This is a genomic window from uncultured Bacteroides sp. (assembly GCF_902472605.1).
Lineage (GTDB): Bacteria > Bacteroidota > Bacteroidia > Bacteroidales > Bacteroidaceae > Phocaeicola.
In genome coordinates this window covers 1-23,110 of record NZ_CABROP010000047.1, presented here as the reverse complement: position 1 = coordinate 23,110, position 23,110 = coordinate 1, and the positions used below count along the sequence as shown (strand labels likewise).

The 23,110-nt window shown below is 47.2% G+C and carries 18 protein-coding genes and 1 tRNA gene; 9 read left to right on the top strand and 10 right to left on the bottom strand.

Annotated elements, in window-relative coordinates:
• The coding region (locus RDP42_RS10670) for a hypothetical protein (RefSeq protein WP_308763662.1) at positions 1-185 on the top strand (185 nt) is incomplete at its 5' end.
• Between the two features lie 34 nt (positions 186-219).
• On the opposite strand, the gene RDP42_RS10665 is transcribed toward RDP42_RS10670, so the two are convergent.
• Genes RDP42_RS10665 through RDP42_RS10650 form a run of 4 tightly spaced genes read right to left on the bottom strand, consistent with a single transcriptional unit; the run spans position 220 to position 4,098 of the window.
• The gene (locus RDP42_RS10665; RefSeq protein ID WP_204479879.1) at positions 220-720 is read right to left on the bottom strand and encodes an ECF transporter S component; all 501 of its coding nucleotides are present in this window, start codon (positions 718-720) and stop codon (positions 220-222) included.
• A 15-nt stretch (positions 721-735) separates the two neighbouring features.
• Positions 736-1,179, bottom strand: a complete 444-nt coding sequence (locus tag RDP42_RS10660) for a DUF1893 domain-containing protein (protein WP_308763661.1) — start codon at positions 1,177-1,179, stop codon at positions 736-738.
• A complete protein-coding gene (locus tag RDP42_RS10655; protein WP_303911863.1) occupies positions 1,179-2,552 on the bottom strand; it encodes an aldo/keto reductase in 1,374 nt (457 codons plus the stop codon). Before RDP42_RS10655 ends, RDP42_RS10660 begins: the two co-directional genes overlap by 1 nt.
• 34 nt (positions 2,553-2,586) lie before the next feature.
• Positions 2,587-4,098: a 4Fe-4S dicluster domain-containing protein gene (locus RDP42_RS10650; protein ID WP_308763663.1), complete on the bottom strand. Its 1,512-nt coding sequence runs from the start codon at positions 4,096-4,098 to the stop codon at positions 2,587-2,589.
• A 266-nt stretch (positions 4,099-4,364) separates the two neighbouring features.
• Here RDP42_RS10650 and RDP42_RS10645 point away from each other — a divergent pair, with 266 nt between their 5' ends.
• The 6 genes from RDP42_RS10645 to RDP42_RS10620 all read left to right on the top strand — a co-directional run bounded on the left by RDP42_RS10645 (position 4,365) and on the right by RDP42_RS10620 (position 8,481).
• On the top strand, positions 4,365-5,855 hold the full coding sequence (locus RDP42_RS10645; RefSeq protein ID WP_308763660.1) for a succinate CoA transferase: 1,491 nt from the start codon (positions 4,365-4,367) through the stop codon (positions 5,853-5,855).
• Between the two features lie 5 nt (positions 5,856-5,860).
• The gene (locus RDP42_RS10640; RefSeq protein WP_308763659.1) at positions 5,861-6,775 is read left to right on the top strand and encodes a ribonuclease Z; all 915 of its coding nucleotides are present in this window, start codon (positions 5,861-5,863) and stop codon (positions 6,773-6,775) included.
• Between the two features lie 79 nt (positions 6,776-6,854).
• Positions 6,855-7,406, top strand: a complete 552-nt coding sequence (locus RDP42_RS10635; protein WP_308763658.1) for an RNA polymerase sigma factor — start codon at positions 6,855-6,857, stop codon at positions 7,404-7,406.
• A gap of 45 nt (positions 7,407-7,451) precedes the next feature.
• A complete protein-coding gene (locus RDP42_RS10630; protein ID WP_308763657.1) occupies positions 7,452-7,826 on the top strand; it encodes a hypothetical protein in 375 nt (124 codons plus the stop codon).
• A 10-nt stretch (positions 7,827-7,836) separates the two neighbouring features.
• Positions 7,837-8,292, top strand: coding sequence for a hypothetical protein (locus RDP42_RS10625; RefSeq protein WP_308763656.1), 456 nt, complete (start codon positions 7,837-7,839; stop codon positions 8,290-8,292).
• A 101-nt stretch (positions 8,293-8,393) separates the two neighbouring features.
• Positions 8,394-8,481: transfer RNA gene (locus RDP42_RS10620), tRNA-Ser, on the top strand.
• Positions 8,482-8,663: 182 nt separating this feature from the next.
• Here RDP42_RS10620 and RDP42_RS10615 read toward each other — a convergent pair.
• Positions 8,664-10,526 (bottom strand): choice-of-anchor J domain-containing protein, encoded by a 1,863-nt coding sequence (locus RDP42_RS10615; protein ID WP_308763655.1) that lies wholly within the window; start codon positions 10,524-10,526, stop codon positions 8,664-8,666.
• Between the two features lie 48 nt (positions 10,527-10,574).
• On the bottom strand, positions 10,575-13,313 hold the full coding sequence (locus RDP42_RS10610) for a TonB-dependent receptor domain-containing protein (RefSeq protein WP_308763654.1): 2,739 nt from the start codon (positions 13,311-13,313) through the stop codon (positions 10,575-10,577).
• Positions 13,314-13,543: 230 nt separating this feature from the next.
• Between RDP42_RS10610 and RDP42_RS10605 the strand changes: the two genes are divergently transcribed.
• Positions 13,544-15,442, top strand: coding sequence for a thioredoxin-like domain-containing protein (locus tag RDP42_RS10605; protein WP_308763653.1), 1,899 nt, complete (start codon positions 13,544-13,546; stop codon positions 15,440-15,442).
• Between the two features lie 451 nt (positions 15,443-15,893).
• On the opposite strand, the gene RDP42_RS10600 is transcribed toward RDP42_RS10605, so the two are convergent.
• Positions 15,894-17,567: an IdeS/Mac family cysteine endopeptidase gene (locus tag RDP42_RS10600; RefSeq protein ID WP_308763652.1), complete on the bottom strand. Its 1,674-nt coding sequence runs from the start codon at positions 17,565-17,567 to the stop codon at positions 15,894-15,896.
• A gap of 331 nt (positions 17,568-17,898) precedes the next feature.
• Between RDP42_RS10600 and RDP42_RS10595 the strand changes: the two genes are divergently transcribed.
• Positions 17,899-18,177, top strand: coding sequence for a hypothetical protein (locus RDP42_RS10595; RefSeq protein WP_303911880.1), 279 nt, complete (start codon positions 17,899-17,901; stop codon positions 18,175-18,177).
• A gap of 337 nt (positions 18,178-18,514) precedes the next feature.
• On the opposite strand, the gene RDP42_RS10590 is transcribed toward RDP42_RS10595, so the two are convergent.
• The 3 genes from RDP42_RS10590 to RDP42_RS10580 are packed head-to-tail and all read right to left on the bottom strand — an operon-like array spanning position 18,515 to position 22,757.
• On the bottom strand, positions 18,515-21,409 hold the full coding sequence (locus RDP42_RS10590) for a DEAD/DEAH box helicase family protein (protein WP_308763651.1): 2,895 nt from the start codon (positions 21,407-21,409) through the stop codon (positions 18,515-18,517).
• A gap of 3 nt (positions 21,410-21,412) precedes the next feature.
• On the bottom strand, positions 21,413-22,105 hold the full coding sequence (locus RDP42_RS10585) for a DUF3307 domain-containing protein (RefSeq protein WP_303916693.1): 693 nt from the start codon (positions 22,103-22,105) through the stop codon (positions 21,413-21,415).
• Entirely contained in the window at positions 22,098-22,757 is a 660-nt protein-coding gene (locus RDP42_RS10580; protein ID WP_308763650.1) for an RNA polymerase subunit sigma-70, read from the bottom strand. Before RDP42_RS10580 ends, RDP42_RS10585 begins: the two co-directional genes overlap by 8 nt.
• Positions 22,758-23,110 lie beyond the last annotated feature (353 nt).

The window sequence follows — 23,110 nt, the reverse complement described above, 5'->3', positions numbered from 1 at the left end:
GTCAACTTAGTCAGGAATTAATCTTAAAACTGACAACTATTTTCAGTACACCTCAAACGCTTTGGCGTTTGTTCTTAAACGCAAGTACATTTCAAACAAAACGCCTTTGCGTTTTGATCCAAACGCAAGTACGTTTTACACAAAACGTAAGGGCGTTTAAACCGAAACGCAAAGGCGTTTTCTGACAGAGTTAAAAGTACCTGAAAATCAGTTCTTTTCTCAAATGCGACGAATCACCCAGTAGCCTCCCAACACTTGCAGCAACATACCGGGGATGCCGATACGGAAATCCTGCAAGGCGGTGAACAAACTGCCGGAGAGCATCCACTCGCCCAACGTACCTGCCACCTGATAGAACAGCACCACGGCCAGCAGCAACGGCAGGGTGACTTTCTGGAAGCGAGCTGCCACCAGTCCGGCACCCACGGCCAGCAAAACGGATTTCAGCAGGATGGCCGGCAACACGGCAGGTGCAGGCATGCCGAACCACCACGAGTTGAGCAGCGGCGAGAGCACCGCCGTCAGCAGTCCGGCCTTCCAGCCGTATTTATAAGCCCCTACCAGGGTGAAGAAATAAATGGGCAGCCAGGTCACTCCTCCCTGCGGCACCAGGTGAAAAAGCTGGGGCAGGACGATGTTTCCGGCCACAAACAGCAGGGCGGTGACGTAGGTCTTCACGCGGCTGTAGCCCAATGTGTAAAGTTTTACGGTTGTTTCCATGTGTATGTTTCTTTTCTATTTTACAATTGTTTTTTCTTTTTCTGCGGCTTCCCGCATGCGGCTCACAAAACCCTCAATCACCGGATAAAGTGCCACGGGATTGTCCGACACGTCGCAGAGGGTCTCCAGCGGACAACGTCCCGTGCAGGTGCGATTGATGATACAGGGCACTTCTTCTGCAAAGGCTACTTCCACGCCCCCGTTTCGGAGTAAAGTGAGGGCCGGGGTACTAATGACCCGGGTCCACACGCGGGCCACGCCTCCCAGCACCATCAAAGCGGCAGCTCCTTTTCCGATGACTTTGTCGGCCAGCCAGGCTCCCTTCAGAAAATCCCGGTCCGTACGATACAAGTCGTACAGGTCGGCCACTCCCCGGCGGGAAAAGGTTCGTGTTTCCTCCCCGTGACGCACCACGCAAGAATACCCTCCCTCGTTCAGCAAGCGTATCAGTTCCTCCATCACAGCGTCTCCTGTTTCAGTTTCTCTACATACTCGTCGATGCGATGCAGTTCCTTGGGGATGTCGATGGACTGCGGACAATGCGGACTGCACTGGTTGCAACCGATGCAATGGCTGGCCTGACGGAGTTTCGGCACACTGCGGTCGTAGCCCACCAAGAAGGCCCGACGGGCTTTCACGTAATTCTCGTCCATGCGGTCTTTCGGCATGTTACCCTCGTTCACACACTTGTTGTAGTGTACCAGAATGCCGGGGATATCAATGCCATAAGGACACGGCATACAATATTTGCAGTCGTTGCAAGGCACGGTGGGATATTGCAGCATCAGTTCCGCCGTGTCGAGCAGGAACTGGTTTTCCTCCTGGGTGAGCGGCACCAGCGGCGAATAGGTACGGATGTTGTCTTGCAGATGCTCCAGGTAGGTCATGCCGCTGAGCACGGTCAGCACCTTCGAAGGCGTACCGGCAAAACGGAAAGCCCACGATGCCACACTGCCTTCGGGGTTGCGTTCTTTCAAGCGGGTAAACACGTGTTCAGGGATGTTCGACAAGCGTCCGCCCAGCAACGGTTCCATCACCACCACCGGAATATTCCGGCTGCTCACCTGCTCATACAGGTAGTCGGCATTGACGTTGTTGCCCGAAGCATGAAACCAGTCGGAATAATTCAACTGAATCTGAATGAAATCCCAATGTACCTGGTCGTGCATGGCCAGTGCCCGGTCGAATTCCTCCTTCGTGCCGTGGAACGACCAGCCCAAATGGCGGATACGTCCGGCCTCACGTTCCTTGAGCAGGAAATCCAGCAGGCCGTTATCCAGAAAACGTCCTTGCAACCCTCGCTTGCCGGAAGCCCCCAGCATGTGAAGCAGGTAATAGTCGATGTAGTCCACCTGCAACTTCTTCATCGAATTGTGATACATCTTCACCCCGAAATCATAATCGGAATTAGAGAAGTTCGACATCTTGGTAGCCACGAAGAACTTCTCACGCGGGTGCCGTTTCAAGGCGATACCCGTGGAAGTCTCCGACCAGCCCTGCACATAGACCGGGGCCGTATCGAAATAATTCACGCCATGCTCGATGGCATAGTCCACCAGCCGGTTCACTTCCTCCTGGTCAATCACGTTGCCGTCGCCTCCAGGAGCCGGAAGGGTGGGCCAGCGCATACAGCCGTAGCCTAACAGCGACACCTTGTCCTCGTTGGGAGGAAACTGGCGGTAGGTCATCTTGCCCACGGGCACCTCGCCTACCCCCTGGCTGGTTTCTTTCTTATCGGGTGCACAGCCGGAGAGCGCCGCCGTGGCTCCCACCGTACTGATGCCTACTATCTTCAGGAAATCTCTTCGATTCATCTGTTTTTTCTCGTCCATTCTCTTCGCATATATAAAAGGTAAGACAATTCAATTAAAGCGTACGGTGACGTTCGTGGCCTTCCACGTAGATGGCACTCAACGGACGGGCCGGACACAGGTTCTCACAAGCTCCGCAACCGATACAACGGGCTTCGTTCACAGCCGGAATCTTCAGCGAATCGGGGTTGGACGGATCGGATGGTACCATCGAAATAGCGTCCACCGGACAATGGCGGGCACAGTTGCCGCACTCCTCCTTGTCGGTAAGTGGAATACACCGTTCTTTCACCCACACGGCATGCCCAATCTGGATGGAAGACTTCTCGGCCTTGTCGATTTTCAGGATGGCTCCAGCGGGACACACCTCGGAACAGCGTGTACACTCCGGACGGCAGTAACCGCGTTCGTACGACATGTAAGGCTGCATGAAAGAATCCAAAGAATTGGAGGGCCGCAACACTTCGTTCGGACAAGCCGACACGCACAGCTGGCAAGCCGTACAATGCGACTGCAAGTGACGGAGGCCCTGCGCTCCCGGCGGCACAATCGGCGTGTGGCGCACCGGCTCTTTCTTGTCGATAATGTCAGCCAGTCCGCCATCCATCTTGATAGCTTCTGCCTTCTTGACCACTTGTGCCTTCACGACTGAACCAGCCAGCAACAACGAACCAGCCAAGAATTCCCGACGTCCGACAATGGAATCCTGCTTTTCAGCCACTGGAGCCGCTGCCTTTTCATCCTTCTTTCCATACGCAAAACGGTAGCCGATGGCATTTTTATGACATTTATCCAGACAATCCATGCAAGCCACACAACGGCTTCCGTCCACCGCGTGGTTCTTCACGTCGATGCAAGCCGCTTTGCAGTTGCGGGCACAAAGGGTACAGCCGTTGCATTTCTCCTTGTCGATGGTAATGCGGAACAAAGCGAAACGGGAGAAGAATCCCAGCACGGTACCCACCGGACAGATGGTATTACAATAGGTACGCCCATTGCGTGCCGCCAGCACGATGACCAGTACCAGCATCACCGCTGCCACAATCAGCACGGGCAAGCTCTTGAGCCAGACATCCACTGAATAGAACGCATAGCTGTCCATGCGCTCAGCCAGCGAAGCCAGCAGGTTGTTGCCCCACATCCACAAAGGTTGCAGAAAACTGTGAGCCGCACGGCCATACACCGCATACGGGTCGAGCAACGCCACCAAAGCATGCACTCCCAGCAGCACGGCCAGCACGTAGATGACCAGCACTCCGTATCGCAACCAGCTTTTCGGCTTGGAATACGTGTAAGGCATCTTCTTACGGCCTCTGCCCAGACGGGCCACCACATCCTGAAACACACCCAGCGGACAAATCACCGAACAATACACACGTCCGGCTACCAGCGTGAGCAAGATCAAACACACGATTACTCCGGCATTCAAGGCAAAAAGCGCCGGAAGGAACTGAATTTTCGCCATCCAGCCCAGCCATGCATGCAGCACGCCTGTGAAGTCGACGAACAACAGTGTCACGAATACCAGGCACAACACCCCCAGCGTGCGCCTGACTTTTCTCAGCATATTCACAGTAAAAGCAATTTTAGTTAGTTACTCTCATCTTTCTATCACAATTCCGTGATAATTCCTCACAAAAATAAAAGGAAATCCGTTTGAACGTATCATTCTGATTCGCTTTTTTGATGAAAAAGCATAAATATAAGTTTATTTTGCGTGAATCAGATAACTTTCGAGGCTAAAACCGGAAAAGATGTCAGAAAGATTGGTTATCTGAATTACAAATTCTAACTTTGTCTGACTATTTTGTAGCAAAAGACCAAAAACACATCATGACATACGCATTTATTACGCCAGCCGAAGCCGCTGCCACCATTCATCATGGGGACACCGTCGGCATCGGCGGATTTTCATCAGTAGGTACACCGAAAGCCGTGCCGGAAGCACTGGCCGCCTACGCAGAAGCACAACATGCACAAGGTAAAGAATTCAAGGTCGGCCTCATCACGGGAGGCGCCACAGGCAGTCAGGTAGACAGTGCCTTGGTCAAGGCCCACGCCGTATCGTTCCGTACGCCCTTCCAGTCGAACAAGGACATGCGCACGGCCATCAACCAGCACGAAGTGCAATATTTCGACCTCCATCTCTCGCAAATCGGACAAGACGTGCGTTACGGCTTCCTGGGAAAAATCCATGTAGCCATCGTGGAAGCCTCCGACCTCACCGACGACGGGGAAATTATCCTGAGCACCTCGGTCGGCATATCTCCCACCCTGCTTCAGAAAGCCGAACGGATTATCATCGAACTGAACGAAGCACATACGGGAAAACTTACCGGCATGCACGACATCTATATATTGGACAACCCGCCTTATCGAACACAGATTCCAATATATCATGTGAACGACCGGGCCGGACGCATCAGTGTGAAAATTGACCCGAAGAAGGTCACGGGAGTGGTCCGTACAAATGCCCGTGACTCTATCGCTGCCTTCACGCCTCAAAACGAAGCTACCCTGCAAATCGGACACAATGTAGCTTCCTTCCTGCTGCGCGAATGGAAGAACGGCGCCATCCCCAAAGAATTCCTTCCCTTGCAGTCGGGTGTGGGCAATATCGCCAACGCCGTTTTAGGAGCCTTGGGCGATGATACCAGCCTTCCCGCCTTCTCCATGTTCACGGAAGTAATACAGAACTCGGTCATCGACCTGATGCTGAAAGACCGTATCCGGTTTGCTACCGGCAGTTCACTCACCCTGAGTGACGACCATCTGGACACGATGTATGCACAGATGGACATGTTCCGCGACCGCATCCTGCTGCGTCCGCAGGAAATCACCAACCATCCGGAAATGATTCGCCGCCTGGGCATCATCGCCATCAACACAGCCCTTGAAGCCGACATCTTCGGCAACGTGAACAGCACCCATGTGTCGGGCAGCCAGATTATGAACGGCATCGGAGGCTCCGGCGATTTTGCCAGAAACGCCTTTTTGTCTATCTTTACCACCCCATCGGTGGCAAAAGGCGGACTGATTTCGTCCATCGTGCCCCAGGTATCGCACGTGGACAGCACGGAACACGACGTGCGCATCCTCGTGACGGAACAGGGCGTGGCTGATTTGCGTGGTAAATCGCCCTCGCAACGTGCCCGCTGCATCATCGAAAACTGTGCGCACCCCGATTACAAACAGTTGTTGTGGGATTACCTGAAGCTCTCAGAAGGGCATTCCTGCCACACACCGATGTCGCTGCGCAACGCCTTCAAGATGCACCTGGCCTACACCGAGACGGGTGACATGCGAAACACCAAGTTTGAATAACAAGAATGGAAAAATTTGACATACACATCCTGGGATGTGGTTCAGCCCTGCCTACTACCCGCCATCAGGCGACCTCGCAGGTGCTCAACATCCGCGAAAAACTGTTCATGATTGACTGCGGCGAAGGCACACAGGTACAACTCCGCCGCGCCAAGCTGAAGTTCAGCCGGCTGAACCACATCTTCATCTCTCACCTCCACGGCGACCATTGCTTCGGGCTCATGGGACTGATTTCCACGTTCGGTATGCTGGAACGCACGGCCGACCTGCACATTCATGCCCATGCCGACCTGCAACGACTGCTGGAACCGCAACTGGAGTTTTTCTGCAAGGGGATGCCCTATCAGGTAGTGTTCCACCCCTTCAACCCGGGCGAACGTACCGTGATTTACGACGACCGTTCTGTGAGTGTGGAAACCATTCCCCTGCGTCACCGTCTGCCTACCTGCGGCTTCCTCTTCCGCGAGAAACCGATGCCCAACCATATCCGGCGCGACATGATTGATTTCTACGGCATCCCCATCTGCATAATGAACCGCATCAAGAACGGCGAGGACTACGTGTTGGACGACGGGACGGTGGTTCCCAACGACCGGCTCACTACTCCTTCCGACCCGCCACGGACGTATGCCTATTGTTCGGACACGGCATACCTGCCCCGCTTGGCGGAACAAGTGGCGGGCGTAGACCTGCTTTTCCACGAAGCGACCTTCACTGAGAGTGAAGCCGTCCGAGCCAAACAGACTCTGCACTCCACTGCCGCACAAGCTGCTCGCATCGCCAAGGAAGCCGGAGTGAAACGTCTGCTCATCGGCCATTTCTCCGCCCGTTACGAAGACGAGAATGCCTTACTGAAAGAAGCCCGCGCCATCTTCCCAGACACCTTGGCCGCCGACGAAGGGCTGAAAATCTCACTCTGAGACGTTAAAGAAAACTAACCCCATTAAACCGATTCCCCGGGAGATTGTCCTAACAGACAATGACGAACCCGCACACGCCATGAACAATTATAACGAAAAAGAAACCATACTGATGCTTCAGGACCCGTCGATGCAACGAAAAGGCTTCGAACGGATAGTGAAGGCCTACAGCGAACAGCTGTACTGGCAGATACGGCGCATGGTGGTTTCACACGACGATGCCAACGACTTGTTGCAGAACACGTTCATTAAGGCATGGACCAATCTGGACTATTTCCGCGGCGACGCCAAGATTTCCACTTGGCTCTACCGCATCGCCCTCAACGAGTGCCTGAACTTCCTGAACAAGCAGCGGGCCGAAAACCGCCTGTCGATCGACGATGCCGACGCGGCCCTGGCCAACAAACTGGAGAGTGACCCGTACTTCAACGGCGACGAAACGCAGAAGCTCTTCCAGAAGGCCATCCTGCAACTGCCCGAGAAGCAACGCATCATCTTCAACCTGAAATATTTCCAGGAAATGAAATACGAAGAGATGTCGGAGATTCTGGGTACCAGTGTAGGAGCGCTGAAGGCATCCTATCACCATGCCGTGAAAAAAATAGAAGATTTTTTTCATCAACACGATTAAACCTTTTTTACAAATTCAAATCTAACTTCCAAAGGAGGCAAAAATATGAAAAAGGAAGAAACAGACTTACTGAAGAGATGTGGAACCGAAAATCCCTTCACAGTACCGGAAGGCTACTTTGAACGCTTCACGGAACAACTGATGGAGAAGCTTCCGGAACGCGAAGCACAGCCTGCACCCAGACTGACATTGTGGACGCGTGTCAAACCGTGGGTCTACATGGCCGCCATGTTCTGCGGACTGATGCTCAGCGTGCGGATGTTCGTGGGTGAAAAGCAATCGCCTGCCACCACCTCGGAAACGACAGATTTCACTGAAGTGCCCGACGAATACATCGACCCGATTGTCAACCAGACCATGATGGATGATTACACCTTATACCAGTATCTCACCGATGCAGATACGGAAATCTATAAATAAAAAAATGAGAATGAAAAAAACGATTTACACGCTCGTGCTTCTGCTGACAGTTTGCCTAACTGGCCTGCAGGCTCAGAACGCCAAACTCAGCAAAGAAGAATTCCGCAACCGCCAGAAAGAATTCTTCACCCAGCAGGCGGGACTGAGCAACGAAGAAGCGCAGAAATTCTTCCCGCTTTACTTCGAATTGCAGGATAAGAAACAGGCGTACAACAAAGAGGCGTGGCAAAAACTTCGCCAGGGGAAAAACGCCAATACCACTGAAACGGAATACGGCAAGATTGTGGAAGACGTGATTCAGGCCCGCATCGCCACTGATGAGCTGGAGCTGGAATACGTGCGGAAGTACAAACAGTTCCTCCCGGCCAAGAAAATTTATCTGCTGCAAAAAGCCGAGATGCGTTTCCATCGGGAACTGCTGAAGGGCTTCAAACACGGTCAGAAAGGTCAGGAGAAGAGAAAATAAAGGTTCACACCGATTTTTTCAGTCCAAAAATTTGGAAAACAAAATTCTTTACGTACCTTTGCACCGCCTTCGAAAAACGAGGTACTCCTAAAAAGAGTTTTGGAGAGGTGGCAGAGTGGTCGATTGCGGCGGTCTTGAAAACCGTTGTACCGCGAGGTACCCGGGGTTCGAATCCCTGTCTCTCCGCCAATGACTGATAATCAACAGTTTAAAGCTATTACACCCAGCTTTACCTTCAGTAAAGCTGGGTGTATTTTTTTATCCCTGAAGTACAAAGCCTTTCAAAGAGTCCGGCTCCATATACAAACAGGGCTGTCTCAATTACAATTCAATTGCACTGAGACAGCCCTCTTCATTTATCATTTAAAAGATCATTCCACTTTCTTCAAGGATTCGGGCACATATTCAAACTTACCGGTAGCTACCACCTTATACTGAATCGTCCAGGTTACCGTCGCACTACCATCGTAAATTCCAAAATTAATCGTATAAATCACATCAATGCCGTCCACCGGAGTGACAGAACCGTAGAGAGCTTCCAACGCATGCGGGAAAGCTTCCGGCAGACGCTCCCACATCAGTTTCTCAATGTCAGAGTCGCTCATGTCATTATAAGTTCCCTGCCCTTTCCATGCGCTCACACGGAAGTCAAAATTATTCTGATAAGCTGAGCCACCATAATAATAATCATTGTTGCCATACCCTGTGACATATTTAGGATAATTTTCCTTTACCCAATCTGTGATTGCCTGATAGAAAGCAGAGACTTCTGTATTTCCCTTTTCTACCGGCAAATCGATTACCGTGCTGGGGTCATAGTTCCACTTGCCATTCGTCAACACAAACTGATTAGTGAGCACCTGCACTGTAGTAGTGGCCCATTTGCCAGCCTGCATCATATAAGTAGCACATTTCACACTGTTACTCTTTCCGTCATAGTACTTGTAGGCCACCGTATACTGATCTTCTTCCTGTGCATAAGGATAGCGTTGTGACAGGTAAACAGGCAAATAATTGTCGGGGGCCATGGAGCTGTCCAAGTTTCCATAGTTGCTTCCCATAGCCTTATAGTCTGCCGCATCCAAAGAAAGAGCGCCGGTAAACAGTTTCCAGTCGGTTCCATTGAACTGGAAGAGGTCACTCACTTGAGCAGACTCCAAATCACTGGTTCCTGCCGTCTTCTTCACTACCACATTATCAACTCGCACAGTAGTAGTCGCATTGTCTGAATTGCCGTTGTAACGGAATGCAAAATAAACCTTCTTGCCAGCCAAGGTAGAAAGATCATAATCACATACATTAGCCAATGTTCCATAAGTCTCATCGGGAACCGGTATGTTCACTGCAGACGTAATATCAGTCCAAGTAGCGGCAGCAATAGCTTCCTTCGTAAAATCTGACAAATTCTCACTGTAAAGCACTGACAGACGGCCACCTTCTGCCTTATAATTTCCATAGCAGGCATCAAAAGTGAGTTTCATACCCGACTCAATGGCAATGGCTGGTGTAATCATATAAGACTCCAATAGGCCATCGTGCTTGTAAGCACTCTGCTGCATGAACATATTACCACTATACGATTTTGCCTGCCAAGCATACGTACCTACGGTAACCACATTGTGCCAACCGTCGATAGCCACATTCTCCCCATTTGTCTGTCCGTCGAAGCCCTCGTTCAAAGCCGGAGCGTCCCCGCTCGGTTCCTGTTCCGAATAATTGTAGTCCACCAATACCATGTCCCCATTGGCCGCTTCCGGATACTTAGTTTTCAAGATACCCGGTACATGCTTGGAAGCACTTTCCACAGGAGTGAAGAAAGCATTCTTGGCACCACCCCATGCCGTTTCATAGTCCTCATTGCTGACACTATAGATAGAAGCTGCATTAAGCGCCTTTTCCGTAGCAGTAGATGCCCTCCGCTGGCTATAAGTAACCTTGATTGCAGAACCGTCATCCCCTGTATACCAGGTAGCGGCCAGAAAAGCAGGAATATATTCCGTACCCGGCAATTCATCGGTAAAGGTCAGTGAGGTCTTCAGCGCCGACAGTTCGCCGGAAAGACCGGCAGCTTCAGCAAGCGCCTTGTTGGTACTATTGTTGGCAATTGTTGCATAATCTGCATCCGTCAGAGTATAGTCTTTCTTAAAGACATTGGTAGGGCGAGTCATTTCGTCCAGTCCCTCAAAATTATCTTCATTATAATCGCAGGCACCTAACACAAGCAACGATGCCATTGCGGGGATTATATAGTTTCTTTTCATAAATTCCACCAACTTTAGAGATTAAAAATTAAGTTTCAGTCTCACGCTGTAAGTACGGCCCCATGCATAGAACACACGAGCATCCTTCCAAGTGTGTGAAGCACCGTCAATGGCATCCGTGATATATTCCTGATTGAATACATTGTCGATGTTACCATAAAGTGTCGCACTGATCTTTCCGATGTTGAAACGATATCTGGCGCTCAGGTCGAAAACATTTGCATCCGGCATCTTCCAAGGATCGTCATAAGACTTCTCCCCGTTGGCCACCAAATCATTGGAGTTGAACGACCATTCCGCATAGTTCCGGCCATAATAGTTCCAGTCCACACCCACGCTCAGGTCTTTAGTAATCTTGGCATCCAGTCCCAGAGCCGCAGTAGTCTGAGCCGAGTTACCCACTTTAGTACCATTCAGATGGATTGTCATTGAAGCATGGTCTTCAGCTTGAATACCTGAAGCATGCGTAATCTCTCCCTGATTTGTCCAGCTCTTTACAGGCTGTCCGGTTGAATCGTAGAAATAGCCCTTGGCATCACAGTCCCAACGCCAGAAACCCATAGAGAACATACCACGCACATCCAGCCAGTTGAACGGTTTCGCCACGAAATCCAGTTCCACACCCTGGTGAATCGCATTGACTCCACTCATGTTAATGCTGATACGGTCTACAAAAACACCTTCCCCATTCTTCAAATCGATACCACGGCTCATGGTCTTGTTCATCCACTTGGTGTGATACAGGTTCAGGTTTGCCGTCAGGAATTTAGAACGGAAGCCATAGCCCAATTCTGCCGAGAATACTTTCTCATTTACCGCATCCGGGTTGGTCAGGTTACTTGTAGTAGACTGCAGGAAAGCACCTCCCGAGAAGAAAGGAGCACGGCTGATGTAACCGACATTGGCAAACAGATTATGATTTTCAGTCAGGTTGTAGTTCAAACCACCTTTCACTGTCCAGCCCAGGAAGTTGACAGTTTCTGATTTTGCATGAGCCGCATCATAGTAGAAGCGGTCGTAACGCCAGTAACCCGTATTTGAAATAGAACCGGCCACAAATGCACTCAGCTTATCCTTATTGTATTCAGCCTGTGCAAAAACTCCTTCCTGTACCGTATATCCATCGTAATCGCGATAAACCACATCACCTACCTGCAGCTTCTGATTAACAAAAGCACTTCCGGCAGCCGCAGCGGCATTGTTGGCCACCAGTACATTCTGGCGAGATGAAGAGTCTACAAAATAATCGCCTCCATAAAGGTCGCAAAGTTCATTGGTATGTACACCTTTATAATAACGGAAGTCTACACCCCCATAAAAGTCAATATTCTTACCGAACTTCGTCGTATAAGTAGAAAGCAAACCAATCCAGGTATGTTTGTTGTAAGACTTTGACATGGCCATTCTGGAACCGTTTTCGCTTTCCTGATTCAATTTATAAACCTCATCGTAAGCAAACGTTCCATCCTCGTGACGGAAAGTCGTATTCAACGTACCATAAGAAGCGCCATACCAGTTACTCCGGTCGGTCGATTCCAGTCCCTGTCCGGCATATCCATATCCATTACCGATAGAAGCATAAAGTGCTGTACTCAAAGATGATTTTTCATCAATCTGCCACAAATGATTCAATGAAAGCTGAGGTTTATGATAAGCATTGCGGGCAGAAGTTTTTCTCTCCCCATTCAAACCATAGCCATAAGTAGGGTTATACTTATATGGGCTGTCTCCGTTCATGTATTTCTTGGCAAGTGTCTGCCAGCCTTCGATGGTCAGTCCGTCGTTGTTGTTACGCTGGTTGTGCCACTGGGGAGCTCCGAAAGCCGTAAACGACAGCTGATGATTGTCATTGATACGCTTTGCAATGTTGATGAACCAGTTGTAAGCTTCATATTCCGTTCCTTGGATATATCCGTCAGCCCAAGTCTTGGCACCCAACAATGTCAAGGCCCATCCCGACTTGCTCATACCGGTCGACACATTGAACATGATTTTATTGTATCCGTCATTTCCCATCGCATAAGAAACGGAACCCCCTTTCTTGGCCTCTACCGAATTGGTCACAATATTGATAGAACCACCTACTGAAGGAGCTGACACTTTGGAGGCTCCCAAACCACGTTGCGTCTGCATACTGCGGGTCACGTCAGAGAGTCCGGCCCAGTTGGACCAATAAACGCCACCCCATTCCATGTCGTTCATCGGCACACCGTTTATCATCACCGCAATATTTTCCGATTCAAAACCGCGCATATTGATACGAGAATCACCGAAACCTCCTCCCTGTTTGGTGGCGTAGACTCCAGGCGTGGACTTCAGAATTTCCGGAAACTCCTTTGTACCGAGTTTCTCTTCAATGAATACCGGCGCCACTGTCGATACAGCCACCGGAGTTTTACGGGCAATGGCCACCGAAGAAGTGACGACAACATCGTTCAACATAACAGCATCCGGCTGCATTTTAATCACACCCAAATCGACAGAAGTGCCCTTCCGGGTAATCTTCTGTTTCAGGTCTTTGTAGCCTACATACTTAAACACCAATGTAGAATTAGCAGCCACACTTTGCTTGAAGTAGCCGTCAATGTCGGTCACTGAACCTTGTGACAGACCTTCCACTATAACGGCGGCACCGACCAAAGGTTCGCCCGTTTCTGAGTCAACAAGCTGACCTTTCACTGTAGTAGTCTGAGCGAAAGCAGACATACTGCATACAGCCATCACGGCCATCAACAGGAAATGAATTAGGTTTCTTTTCATAATTCTGTTTTTAGTTAAAAGAATAGTGTTAATTGAACATTAATAAATGTTTCTTAGTGCAAAGATAACGAATATGATTCGAATAAATATTACATTTACACAAGATTTTTTAGAAAATAAAAAACTTTTCTTTATCAGTTTGTAGATACCTCCCCTACATTTTTAATCTTTTTCTTTTCCCAACACAAAGCTTTCCTTATATTTACGCAAACAATTAAACCTGAATCCACATGAAAAATAGAATGGTCCTACTGGCATTGGCCGCCACTTCATGGCTGGTCACTACAGCAAACACACCTGTTTCGAAAAGCATAGAGAACCCCTTCATCGAGTCTGCCAACACCATGACGCTCGACATTGCGAAAGTGGAACTGAGCGACACAGCCACGGTGCTCTATACGGACGCCTATTTCCGCCCGCACTACTGGATTAAAATCAGTTCCGAATCTTACCTGCAAGCCGACGGCAAGAAATATGCCTTGAAAGGCACGCAGGGCATTGAAGCCGATTCTCTTTTCTGGATGCCCGAAACGGGAGAAGCCTCCTTCCGGCTGAGCTTTGACCCCCTCCCCCGCGACACACGTTCGTTCGACTTCATCGAATCCGATTGCGACGAGTGCTTCAAGCTGTTCGGCATTGACCTGACGGGAAAGAAGGCTCTCGACCGCCCGGCCGATATTCCTGCCGAAGTAATCCGTACTTCGGAAACCGTCCCCGATGTTATGCCCGACCCTCAGTTCAAGGTGGGTGAAACGGTGGTACACATGCACCTTTCAGGCTATCGGAAAGAGTTGGCCAAGGAAGCCGATATTTACCTCAATACGCTAATGAATGGCCAGCAGCCTTATAAGACCACCATCGACTCTATGGGTATGGCTGAATTCAAGTTCTGGCAATACGGGCCTGCACAAGCTTTAATCAGCGTAGGCATGATAAATAAACAAATATGGTTGGCACCGGGTGAGGAAATAGACCTCTATGTGGACATGCGGCACAGCGGGCAGTATATTCTGAAGCGTCGAACAGAAAAGAAACAGTTGCCGACATTCAAGAGCATTCCTTTCTGTTACTACTCAGGTACATACGCCAGACTATCAGCTCCGTCTTTGTATTCAGACAAGTATTATGGCATGGATTTGTACACAGGCGAGTTTGCCGACTACAAAATGACGGCTGCCGAATACACACAGCATGTCATCAGTAGTTATCAGGCACTTTCAGACAGTATTGCTCAAAGTAAGCTACCGTCTATAGGTAAGGAACTGGCCTTAATTAATTTAAAGCAGGAGGCAGTCGAGGCCATGGCAAAAGGCGACTGGTTCCGCGAACATAATTACAGAAAAATACATAACCAATGGGAGCGCTCAAAACCCCTGAACATCAAAATCGACCCACTGACAGCTGAAAATCGTGCGGAATTGTGCAAACTTTTCTCCATTGCCGACCCCAAGCTGCTGATGGGAAAGGATTTGATAAGTTATGTATCAGCTGTATCTAGCCCTGATATCGCATGGCCTAAAGAAGCGGGCTTGGAAGGCACCTTTGCCTCCGAATTGAAACTAGTGTTGCCTTTGACACAGAAAGCTTCAAACGCTGTCCTCACTGAGGACGACCTGAAAAAACTGGATGATGTACAGAATCCTTTCTGGCGTGAAGCCTTGCTGAAGATGCAAGAAAACGCGCAAATCGCACTCAAAGCCGTAGAGGGAAAAGCCGTCATCGAAAAGACACCTGAAGTAGCCCCGGACAAGCTCTTCGAAGCCCTCATCGCGCCTTACAAGGGAAAAGTCATCCTGGTGGATTTCTGGAACACCTGGTGCGGGCCTTGCCGCATGGCCATCCGTGCCAACGAGCCGCTGAAGGAGCAGGAACTGAAGAGCGAGAATCTGGTATGGATTTACCTTGCCAACGAAACGTCTCCCCTCGTCACTTACAAACAGGCGATTCCAAACATCAAGGGGAAACATTTCCGCCTGAACGACGAGCAATGGAAGTATCTCTGCGAACAGTTCAAGATTGACGGCATTCCTTCGTATGTGCTGGTGGACAAGTCCGGACACTATCAGCTCCGCAACGATTTCCGCAACCACGAAGTCATGAAGAATACCTTAAAGAAAATGATTGAATAACCTCAAGTGTATCGAAGACGAAAGCGACACATGCCGTAAATAGCCGAAAAAGCCAACCCATTCACGCACAAAACAAGGTGAATGGGTTGGCTTTTTCGGCTATTCCATATAAAGAAGGTTTGAGCGGATTGGACCAGAGAAAGAGCCATCCGCTTTAAAGGCAGTTTCAACACACAAAAACAACCTTACCCACTTTCAAGCATAAAAACGGGAGCCTCGTGGATTTATCTCAAATAATAAGGTTTATGATAGGAGCAATAAGCAGAACCGTCGGTTGCCCGTTCTGTACAATTAGGATAGATACATTGGTGACTCCCTAATATCATGTCCAAAATGGTGGAACACGAAGAGCATAGCAACGATACGCCCAAGCCTATCAATAAAATCATCATTTTCTTTTTCATGGTATTGATAATATAAGGTTATTATTTTTCATTGGATGCACTCTACCTTACTTTATCCACTCCCGCCCCAAACTCAAGGTGCAGAGCGACTCGATGCGGATAGTGAAATTTCCCAAGCTGTTGGGCACATAGGGATACAAATCCTGATTCGTGCTGGAGTATGGAAGGTACTGCACCTTCATCTCCCGGATAGTACCCCACTTGTCGTAACGGCCATCGTTGTTGTCCACCATGTAAAGGGTATCAATCAGTCCGTTCTCATCGAACTTCACGCCCCATAGCGTTACGGCATGGGTAGACCAGGCTCTTCCGATATTCACGATAAACAAGATGCCCTGCTGCGAAATCAAAGCTTGCTTGACAATCGCATTGAAACGGTCACGCATCAGGTTTATGCCCACATATTCCGCACCCAATGAATGCGTACCCAGCTGCTCACGGAAGAATCCGGCATAAGGGTCCGGTTGATCGGTATCATACATTTTCCGGTGAAACACCCCGTTGAAGAACCAGTTGATGGCCTTCAGCGGACAATCTCCCTGATTGGGAAAACGGTTCTTGAACAACTGGAAAACCTCGCTGTGCAGCATATCGTCAGGCACCGCCTTCGGTCCCTTGTAAGCTTTCACAGCCTCCGTTTCCTTGTTCTGCTGGAGCCACCAGTGAATCAGGTTCGAAGTAGCCGCCGCCCAACACATCAGTCCGTCACCACTGGACGACACATCCGAAGGATTCACCTTGTTGCAATCGAACCATCCGCAGCCCTCCGTCCAAGACAACTGGGTATGGTCTTCTTCCCACTGCTCTTCGGCTGGTTCCTTCAATCCATACACCCAACGGGTAGTTCCCGCAAAGGCATCCGGCGTGTTTCCCTTTTGCAAGTTTAACCGATAAGTCGTTTCCTTTCCTGCCTCCAACCGATTGAACGGCTTCCCGTCTACAGTCTCAGGTACCTTCACCGTAGTTTCCTGTCCGTCGATACGGATGCAAATCCAGCCTTCGGCACGTAACGCCTCCGTCTCCTGCGGACATACCAAAGCCATCCATACCCCATCGGCCTGACGGGCCATCTTCACCCATTGATAATCAGACGGGGTCTTCAGTGTCCCATCGGACAGGTTGAACGAAAGCTGACAAGGCGTATAAACCTTCACTTCCGCCTGCTGCAACTGCTCCTCAGAATACGATGCATCCTTGCTCTCCAGCACCAGACGCAACCGATGCAATGTATGGGCGAAATGGAGCTGCACTTTTCGGCCAGCCTGCACACGAGCCTGTGCCCACAACAAATCCGAACGACGATATTCCATCCCCTGTTGGTCGGCAGCTAACGTATGGAGATAGTCGGACGAAGCCTGACCGGCCTGATGCAGACGAAGCGCAGGAGCCACGTACCAAGCTGTAAACTCCACGTCCTCTCCCACTTCCGCCCAATATAACTCAGGCATCCACTTCCCGTTTGACAAATGCAAAGTATAATGCTGCGAGCGCCCATCCTTCGCGTTGCGGGCATACACCACCACCGTATCTCCCTCTTCAAAACGACCACTCCCGTCGGTACTCAGCACAGCCCGTGAACCCTCCAACAGCATATCAAAGTCCACCGGACCAGCGGATGGTTGTTCCATCCCGTTCTCCGGCAGGTTGCTGTTACACGAAGTCACACAAAGCGTCCACAGAGCCACGTTCAACAAAGTGGCAAGAAAGAAGATTTTTTTCATTCAGTCAAATTAATAAGAAGTATATAATTTAAGTCAAGTTTGTATGAGTATACAACAAAAAACGTTTGAAAAGGATTTTGCCCTGCTTCTGATTTTAATATTAATTAGGAGATTCCCCTAAACGACTATTCCTAATTTCCACAACCTCCCGACAAAAACACCTCGACACGTTCGTGCGGAGACCTCGTCACGTACGTGATGAGAAGTCGACACGTACGTGATGAGAGGTCGGCTCGTTCGTGCCAAGGTATTTATGGTACTACATTCTGAGAAAAAAGAAGAACAACATAAGAATAATCTTCTTATCTTTAGGGCACAAAAAACGAGAACGATGAACAAAGATGACTTGCTGGAACTAAAAACCCGCATGGAGAATGCGCTGGAGAATGATTTGCTGGAAGACGAAAGTTTCGATATCAACGAATTTGAAGAAGAAGTCTGCACGATAGAACAAGACCTGGAGGACTACCTGCCCGCAGCCCGTGATGCGGAACGCAAACTGATTAACAATATTCTCCGACTGATTACCAAGGTAAAAAACGAATATGAGTTTTTCGACGCGGAAGCGGAACGCAGGGCTATGTTTCCCAACGGGGAGGATGATTACTAACCCTTACAGCCATAACCCCGAGCCGAGAGCATAGCTGTACAAAACACAGTTTGCTCTTCCATGCAGACGGAAAAGTCGATAAAACAAACCAATAAAAAAACAGCATAAACCGGTAAAATATTCCGATTTGTATACTGTTTTTATTCTTATATAAGGGAGCTATTTTATAACGAAAGACGAAAATGGGTTGACGAAAAACTGAGTTCCCTTCAGGAAAATCATTTTTTGTTTTCTACGGCTTTGGCAGTTATTTCTATTTGTTCGGCAATGGTTGCTACACTTAGAGTGGATTATCCCGAGATAGCAGAACTATGATTTTTAACTTATTTGTATTTCCCTATTTTTCGCTATCGTAAATGACATCAAGTAATTCATTTGCAAGTTTTTCATCTGTGATTTTAATAATGTTGTCTTCCTCTGTTACATAGCCAAGTATATTGATACTGCCATACCAGACCGTGAACCCATCTATGATACATGAGGATAAGGATAGCTTAGGTACAATCTTTACATATAATCCCAAACTTTTTAGATAATTCGTCTGACTGCTTTCCTCTGATGTAAGAATTGCCACCTGAATACCACTTGTATGAAGCTCTCTGAACATTTTAACAAATATGTTTCGTTCTGTACGATAGAGTTTTGGAGAGGATATGACAATAGATTGTTTTGAACTTTTCAAATTTTGCATAAATGCCAAGCGAAATGTGTTGCCATTGAAAATCTGTCCTTCATATGATGATATTTGTAAGTCATCTGTATTATCAAACAGCGTCTGAGTATCTTTTGACAGTACACGATAACCGATGGCAGAGTATCCTTTCAGGCGTTTACGATACATATTCTCACAAACAGGTTCGTGTATATCAATATAGTCATAAATACGAACATCTTTCTTGCCCTCATTCTCACGGTGCAAACGTCCGGCATATTGTGCCACCAATCCTTTCCATGAGATTGGTAGTGCCAAAAACAGTGTATCAAGTCGTGGATAGTCAAATCCCTCTCCCACATATTTTCCCGTGGCTACTATTACAAGAGGGGTATCTTTGGGTATATCCTGTAACTTTTGCAGCGTTTCTCTCTTGTTCTTTGCAGCCCCTTCTCCTGTGAGTTGTATGATGTTGATGATATGCTGCTTCAACATTCTGGCAAGCGACTCTACATGAGAAGTTCTGGCGGTCAGTATTATAGGCGTTCGACCTGCCGCTACAACATTAAGGACATCCTCTATTATAAGATTATTCCGTATTTCCGATTCAGCGAGGGATTGTGATAGTGCCGTAAACGATTGTTTGTCATCGGTAACAGGTCTATAAGATGTAAATCTCGGCACAAGATAACGCTGGAACGACTGCTTCTGTATCTGTGCCTTGGCATCAGCAGAAAAACGAATCGGACCGCATTGCATAAAGATAATAGGCTGCAAACCATCTTTGCGGATTGGAGTGGCAGTAAGTCCATAGACATAATGTGCCGTAACGTGTTTTAATACATTCTCAAATGTTATGGAAGATACGTGATGACACTCGTCTACAATGACCATCCCATATCCTTTTACAAAAGGCTTGACTCCGTCATTTTCAAAACACGACTGCATAAGGGCTATATCAATAACACCATGCAACGTGTTAGAGGTAGAATCAAGACACCCGACTGGAGAAAATGCCTTCTTCCTTCCTCGTTTCTTGGAAATCTCATCTTCTATAAAATTTATGTCAAGAAATTCAGACAGACGTTCATGCCATTGCATAAGCAATGCCTTGGAGTGTACCAGAATAAGTGTATTTGTCTTTCTTCGGGCAATCAGAGCCGCGGCTGTAACAGTTTTTCCAAAGGCTGTCGTTGCAGACAACACACCGTTGGGAAATGGCATGAGGGCATTGATAGCGTCCAACTGTTCATCACGTTCCTTTCCTTTGAATGTTACGCCAATAGGTTTACCATGATTTGTATTATCAATTATTTCATAATTAATCTTGAGGGAATACAGCATATCAATGATGGCATCCTCGCACCCTCGAGGCATTGCAAGATATTCATCGGTAAAATCTGCACGGCAGATAATACGAGGAATGTTATACGTAGAAATACGCATCGCCTGTTTGCTGTAAAAATCAGGATTTTTGAACGCAGCAATATGTTTCAAGTGATTGGTAACCTTATCAGAAATAGATTTTAAAGGGATATATATCCTGTCTGATTTATATATTATAAGCCTACCGTTAAAGTCTTCCTGGGTCACATCTTGTATGACTGGTATTTCCCACGGTTTATTTTCCGAAGAGGTAGCTAATGTTCCAAAATCTTCCTGCTGGTTCTGTGTCAATAATGCATCTACGGCACTTTCATCTATTTTTCTTACATTGTACAGGTATGACCATTGATCTCGGAATGGAAGAAACTGTTCATCCACAAAAACGCTGTTTCCTGCTTTTCTAGCTTTTCCCTGCAATGGCAATGCAATAAGATTGCCAAATCCACCTTCTGACACTTTGTCCTGATTGGGGAAGAAGCGATCGTATGAATCGAATGTAATTCTCCCATTACGCTTCATGGCTTCTGTAAGAATTGTATTGCCTAATTTCCTTGCCTTGTAGGCAGGTATAGGTTCATTAAAGAAAGTCCACACATGTGCACCATTACCAGAGCGTGAGCGTTCTATGCAGAAAGGGATTCTCCACTCTCTACAAATGGAACTAAATGCCAATACATCGTTCTTATATCCATGAGCACAATTCTTGTCATCAAAATCAACACATAGGAAAGAGCATTTATTATCAGAAGTAACGACATACAGACCGATAACATCACATCCGTTGTCATCTTTACCTTCCATATGTCGGTATATGTCTTGATTAGTTAATGGCGCAAAATTTCGGTTAGGACATTCTGCACATTTATGCTTTTTCTTATCACATATTCCTCTACGCCATTCGTTGATACAGACAGGTTGGTAACCACCCTTTTCTGTAGTTTTGCTGAACCACCGTCGTGCAAATACATCATTTCGCCCCTTGAAAAAGCTACGAAATAATGCAATTTTCTCATCAAGGGAGAGTTTGATTGGAGGGTATATTATGGAAGAAAATGCTGTACTTTCATCAGCACGTTTGATGAAGGAATACACTATACCATGCTGTGAAAGTATTGACTTCAGTTCTTCATTTTCGGCAAGCAGAGCATTGTATTTAATGACAAGCGCATTGTATTTCTCCTGAAAACTGTCCATCTGTTATTTTGTTGCCATTAAACCACACAGCAATGCAATTCCAAAACTCAGAAATGTTCCAGCAAGGACATATTCTGTTTTTGCTGTATCCGTGTCCTTGAATCGAAGTATGGATTTTGCCGCTATGATAAAACCGATTGCTTCATATTGTCCAATAATAACGAATATGATTGTCAGAATGCGCTCTAAATTTCCAATCAACGCTCCTGCATTTTTGATGTTTTCACAGGATTGTGTTTCTCCAACCTGATATTTCTTTAAGACCAGCTTAATCAGGATATTGGCAGGTTTAATGCACAATAATATCGCCAATATGAACAGAGGTATTGAGAAACTGTCATTGTAATCCATTGATTGGATTGGCAACTTTGTTGTAGTGTCAAAGGAAGACGCCACTATAATCAGTATAGACAAATGAGTAATCTGATCAATAACAAAACTCCATAACCCTTTGGGACTATATGTTTTGATCACATCTATTACCAAATGGAAGAAAGCAATGGTAAGAGCATAAAATTTGAAATCATAAATAGGAACAACTGCCCATGACACGGCACCAATAATAAGCGAATGCACATACAGGAACCAGCTTTTGAATTTCTTTTCCTCTTTCTGTGCACAGTATTTATCATTTTGCAGGTAAAAATCACCTATAACATGTGCCAATAGCAGACTTAAAAACAACCAACTATTCATATTCTTCAAAATTTACCTGTTCAAAATATTTTATGACTTCTTCTATACAATACCATTTTGTGGCCGTAGACGCATTATTTACACTGGCTTGGGATATACCTAATTTCTTGGCAATGTCTGCCTCTTTGAAACCAAGCAATTTATAGTAAACGACTTCACTTTGGCGCACAGTCATATCATTTAATATAGCATCGGTCAATAGGGCTATAGTTTGCAAGGGGGCAGATAATTGCTTTTTACTTGTATGGACAGACATCGTTCCCTTATTCAGGGAACTCATTCCCTCAAGCGCACGTCCTGACAGATATATGGCCTCACCATCCCAAATGCCTTGTTCGGTATCCACTATTCTCATACCTCCGATACCAATGGCTATACGTATTCCGTATGTATGGAAATTTTTCATCTTTTCATTCTTAGCTGTGGAAAAAGATTTGATACAGGATTTGATTATAAAGGCTATCCGGAATACGTTTGATACATTTTGCATTACACACTCTATATAGTCCCCTTTTATTTGGCGGCCTTCAAAATCAGGATAACTCACTTTTAGCAAGCCAAATAATGATTCTATCCTTTGCTTTAATCCTATAGTTTCATTCACAGACAAAGAAGTGGATGCTACTATATCCGCTGAAATTGTTGCAAACATATTATGGTTCATTGATTTGATAACAAAGATATGAATTTTCTTTTATTTCACCAAGAAATATAGGTTTAGTAGTCTATAATCGGGAAATATAGATAAATAAATCTATAATCCTATTTTATATACAAGATAACCTATAATAAGAATCTGCACATTTCCATAGACAAACAATGCAGATTAAGCAATCATTTTTGCCCGGACAAACTTCGTAGAAACGCTATATTCTGCTTCCGCCCAGAAACGAAAAAAGCCCTGATTCTGTTGTGAATCAGAGCTTTTCCTAATTTCGCTTTGTAAGTTTGCGGTGCGTACGGGACTCGACACACGCCTTCTTATCTTATTGATAGTCAATACTG

Coding starts and splice junctions, on each gene's coding strand:
- RDP42_RS10630 (WP_308763657.1), top strand. CDS start 7,452: ATGAAAAAGGAAGAAACAGACTTACTGAAGAGATGTGGAACCGAAAAT.
- RDP42_RS10590 (WP_308763651.1), bottom strand. CDS start 21,409: ATGGACAGTTTTCAGGAGAAATACAATGCGCTTGTCATTAAATACAAT.
- RDP42_RS10585 (WP_303916693.1), bottom strand. CDS start 22,105: ATGAATAGTTGGTTGTTTTTAAGTCTGCTATTGGCACATGTTATAGGT.
- RDP42_RS10580 (WP_308763650.1), bottom strand. CDS start 22,757: ATGTTTGCAACAATTTCAGCGGATATAGTAGCATCCACTTCTTTGTCT.
- RDP42_RS10600 (WP_308763652.1), bottom strand. CDS start 17,567: ATGAAAAAAATCTTCTTTCTTGCCACTTTGTTGAACGTGGCTCTGTGG.
- RDP42_RS10605 (WP_308763653.1), top strand. CDS start 13,544: ATGAAAAATAGAATGGTCCTACTGGCATTGGCCGCCACTTCATGGCTG.
- RDP42_RS10635 (WP_308763658.1), top strand. CDS start 6,855: ATGAACAATTATAACGAAAAAGAAACCATACTGATGCTTCAGGACCCG.
- RDP42_RS10615 (WP_308763655.1), bottom strand. CDS start 10,526: ATGGCATCGTTGCTTGTGTTAGGTGCCTGCGATTATAATGAAGATAAT.
- RDP42_RS10610 (WP_308763654.1), bottom strand. CDS start 13,313: ATGAAAAGAAACCTAATTCATTTCCTGTTGATGGCCGTGATGGCTGTA.
- RDP42_RS10640 (WP_308763659.1), top strand. CDS start 5,861: ATGGAAAAATTTGACATACACATCCTGGGATGTGGTTCAGCCCTGCCT.
- RDP42_RS10655 (WP_303911863.1), bottom strand. CDS start 2,552: ATGGACGAGAAAAAACAGATGAATCGAAGAGATTTCCTGAAGATAGTA.
- RDP42_RS10650 (WP_308763663.1), bottom strand. CDS start 4,098: ATGCTGAGAAAAGTCAGGCGCACGCTGGGGGTGTTGTGCCTGGTATTC.
- RDP42_RS10645 (WP_308763660.1), top strand. CDS start 4,365: ATGACATACGCATTTATTACGCCAGCCGAAGCCGCTGCCACCATTCAT.
- RDP42_RS10660 (WP_308763661.1), bottom strand. CDS start 1,179: ATGGAGGAACTGATACGCTTGCTGAACGAGGGAGGGTATTCTTGCGTG.
- RDP42_RS10665 (WP_204479879.1), bottom strand. CDS start 720: ATGGAAACAACCGTAAAACTTTACACATTGGGCTACAGCCGCGTGAAG.
- RDP42_RS10595 (WP_303911880.1), top strand. CDS start 17,899: ATGAACAAAGATGACTTGCTGGAACTAAAAACCCGCATGGAGAATGCG.
- RDP42_RS10625 (WP_308763656.1), top strand. CDS start 7,837: ATGAAAAAAACGATTTACACGCTCGTGCTTCTGCTGACAGTTTGCCTA.